This window comes from Odoribacter sp. N15.MGS-14 (assembly GCF_000980245.1).
Classification (GTDB): domain Bacteria; phylum Bacteroidota; class Bacteroidia; order Bacteroidales; family Marinifilaceae; genus Odoribacter; species Odoribacter splanchnicus.
This window is the reverse complement of record NZ_LARE01000123.1, coordinates 1-2761: the sequence shown is the minus strand read 5'-3', so window position 1 is coordinate 2761 and position 2761 is coordinate 1. Positions and strand designations below refer to the sequence as shown.

The following is a 2761-nucleotide window of genomic DNA, read 5'->3' as shown; positions in this document are numbered from 1 at the left end:
AATCAGAGAGTCGGTTAGTGGTTACGACACCAGCCGGCTCTTTTTATCTTATCGGTTATAAACCCTGACCACATTTTCCTTGACTTCAAAGCGCACATCCGAAGTCTTCTCGATAAAGTCGAGCATAAACTGCAGGCTATTATTCCGTTTGATCGCTCCGGTAAATTTTTTCTGCCCGCTAGCTGCATGGATAAAAAAGAAATCCACATCATACCAGCGACTTAATTCGACAGCCAGATCCTCGAGTTTCATCCCTTCGAAATCGAAAAGGCCGTCTTTCCAGGAAGCGTAACGACCGGCATTTACCTCCCTGCAATTCATTTCTTTAGAGACATTGTCCACTTGTACTTGCTGCCCCGGTTTTATATATTGATTCCGGCCGGCAGCTTCCACCACAACAGCTCCTTTCAATAGGGTGATTTCAGTGTGTCGTTCGTCCGGATAGGCCATAACATTGAAGGAAGTTCCCAACACCGTTGTCTGTGCGTTAGGAGTATGCACGATAAAAGGCCGGAGCGAATCCTTTACCACCTCGAAAAAAGCTTCTCCGGTAATAAATACTTCCCGTTTGTCCGGTCCGAAAACAACCGGATATTTGATCTCGCTTTCGGCATTAATCCACACTTTCGTACCGTCGGACAAGGTCATAACGTATTCTCCGGCACGTGGAACACTTAACAAATGGTATTCCAACGCCTTTACTATAGTATCTTTAGCCCGGTACACTAAACCGGCCATCGAATCCCCGGTTACCTGTACAATTCCTAAATCCTTATCGACCGCACTCCCCGAGACCAGTTCGACCTGTTTTCCGTCTGCTAAAGTCAGGATTGCTTTTTTCTCCCCGCTATTTATTTGTTCAACAACCTTTTGTGGGCATACTTCCGGCTGTTTATCGGAATGCAACAGCCAATAAGCCCCGATACAAATCAAAAAAAGTGCAGCCACCCCGGACAATAGTTTTCTTTTTCTGAAAACTATCGTTTTTCTATCGTTTTGTCCCTTGACCTGCTTTATTGCCTGGGATACATCGATCTTCTTCCATTCCCCGGCATAATATAGCCGATAATAAACAGCACAATATTTCCGGTAAATTTCTAAATGCCCTTCATTCTCTTCCAGCCAGCAACGTACTGCCCGTTCCTGTTCATCCGTCGCCTTTCCCTGCAATAGCAATGGAATCAATGATATAATCTCTTCCTCTCCCATTAAAAACGATCGTTTTTTATTGTCTCTATAAGAGAAACAGATTTTTTGTAAAGAAGGGTGAATGAAGAAGATATTTTTTTCTATTTTTAGGAAATAGTACACAGTTATCAGAGATAACTTTTAGAAATATTATACGGTTCAGTAAATTTATAGGTAGGTATATTTCGTTACTTATTCGTCTCCGGTGATCGGAATTGGCGACCCGGTCTTGATTTGAGAAATAACATTCTACCTGGAAATAATCCGGATGATCCGGTTTCTTATTGCTGTAAATTTCTGTTTGTTTTTCTTTGCCGGTTAGCTCTGCCGTTAGATGAAGGGTTTTATGCCGTCAGACCGGTTCGCCTGGACCGGTCTGACGGCATAAAAACCGAAATCGGAATAGAAAGAAAAAAATTAAACCTACATTTTTTAACTCATAAAATCAGGCAAAAGCCAATCGATGACTTTTACCTGCTTAAGATGCCTTGGTCCGATAACCGGCTACTTTTGCTTATGCTTTTGAAAGTGAATCCAGCAGCGTAATAATTTCCGTAGAAGACGGTCGGGGAGCATAGGCATCGATGATCTTCTGCTCTTTATCCACCAAAATAAAACGGGGAATATAAAACAACTGCCATCCCTCTGCCAACTCCATATCGACAGAATTATATTGTGTCAACGGACTATTTTTGTGAGCGATATAGCTTTCCCAGGCTTCTTTCTGCTCATCCCGGGAAATCTGTAAAAATTCGATATCCGGATATTTCTCACTCAGGGCTGTAAAAGCCGGTGACTCTTGTATACAAGGTCCACACCAGGTAGCCCATAAATCGATATAAATCAACTTACCTCTGAAATCACTCAATTTCTTCTCATTCCCATCCACATCCGTCATTTTAAAATCAGGTGCCGGTTGACCGGGTAATAAACGGGCCGCTTGTTCCAGCTTCTTTTGCAACTCTACAGCAAAATCGGCCTGTTGCATCCGATTACCGACCGTGCGGATATCGTCGACAACCTGTAAGTTCAGATCATGTCTTAAAGCCGATACCTTCTCAAACCCCTGATACAATTCCTCACAACGGGGACTCATCCGATAATCTTCAAAATAACTTCTGTATTCCGGATCTTCCCGGTAAAACAGAATATTCCGCACGACAGCCACCTCCAGAAAGCGGTCTTCGTTCAAGTAGTTCAATTTCTCTTTTACCTCAGACAAAGCTTCTGCGCGATAAGTCTTTTGTAACTCCCTGGTTTCCTCCCTGCTTTTCCCCCGAAATTCATCGGCATACGATGCATAATACAAATAACTATTGATCACATCGGCATAGATACGTCCTTTTTCCAACGCTTTAAATTCCTCAGATACATTTTGCAAAGCCTCCAGCTGTTTTTCCCTTACTTGCGCCAGCGAACCGATCAGTTTCCGGGTTTCACGGAAATCGGCCTTTACATTCGATCCCCCTTCCAGATAAGACCCTCCTTTGGGAAATAATCGCTCTTTCATATAGGTATTTGCCTCGGCACCCACTCCCTCAAAACGGGCCTGCCGGTTGTCAGTCGTGATATA

General features: G+C 43.4%; 2 protein-coding genes. Both read right to left on the bottom strand.

Going from position 1 to position 2761, the window contains the following annotated elements:
• Nucleotides 1-48: 48 nt before the first annotated feature.
• On the bottom strand, nt 49-1209 hold the full coding sequence (locus tag WS34_RS14295; protein ID WP_286693820.1) for a FecR family protein: 1161 nt from the start codon (nt 1207-1209) through the stop codon (nt 49-51).
• 493 nt (nt 1210-1702) lie between these two features.
• A partial coding sequence (locus WS34_RS14290) for a TlpA family protein disulfide reductase (RefSeq protein ID WP_046405677.1) occupies nt 1703-2761 on the bottom strand: 1059 nt, incomplete at its 5' end.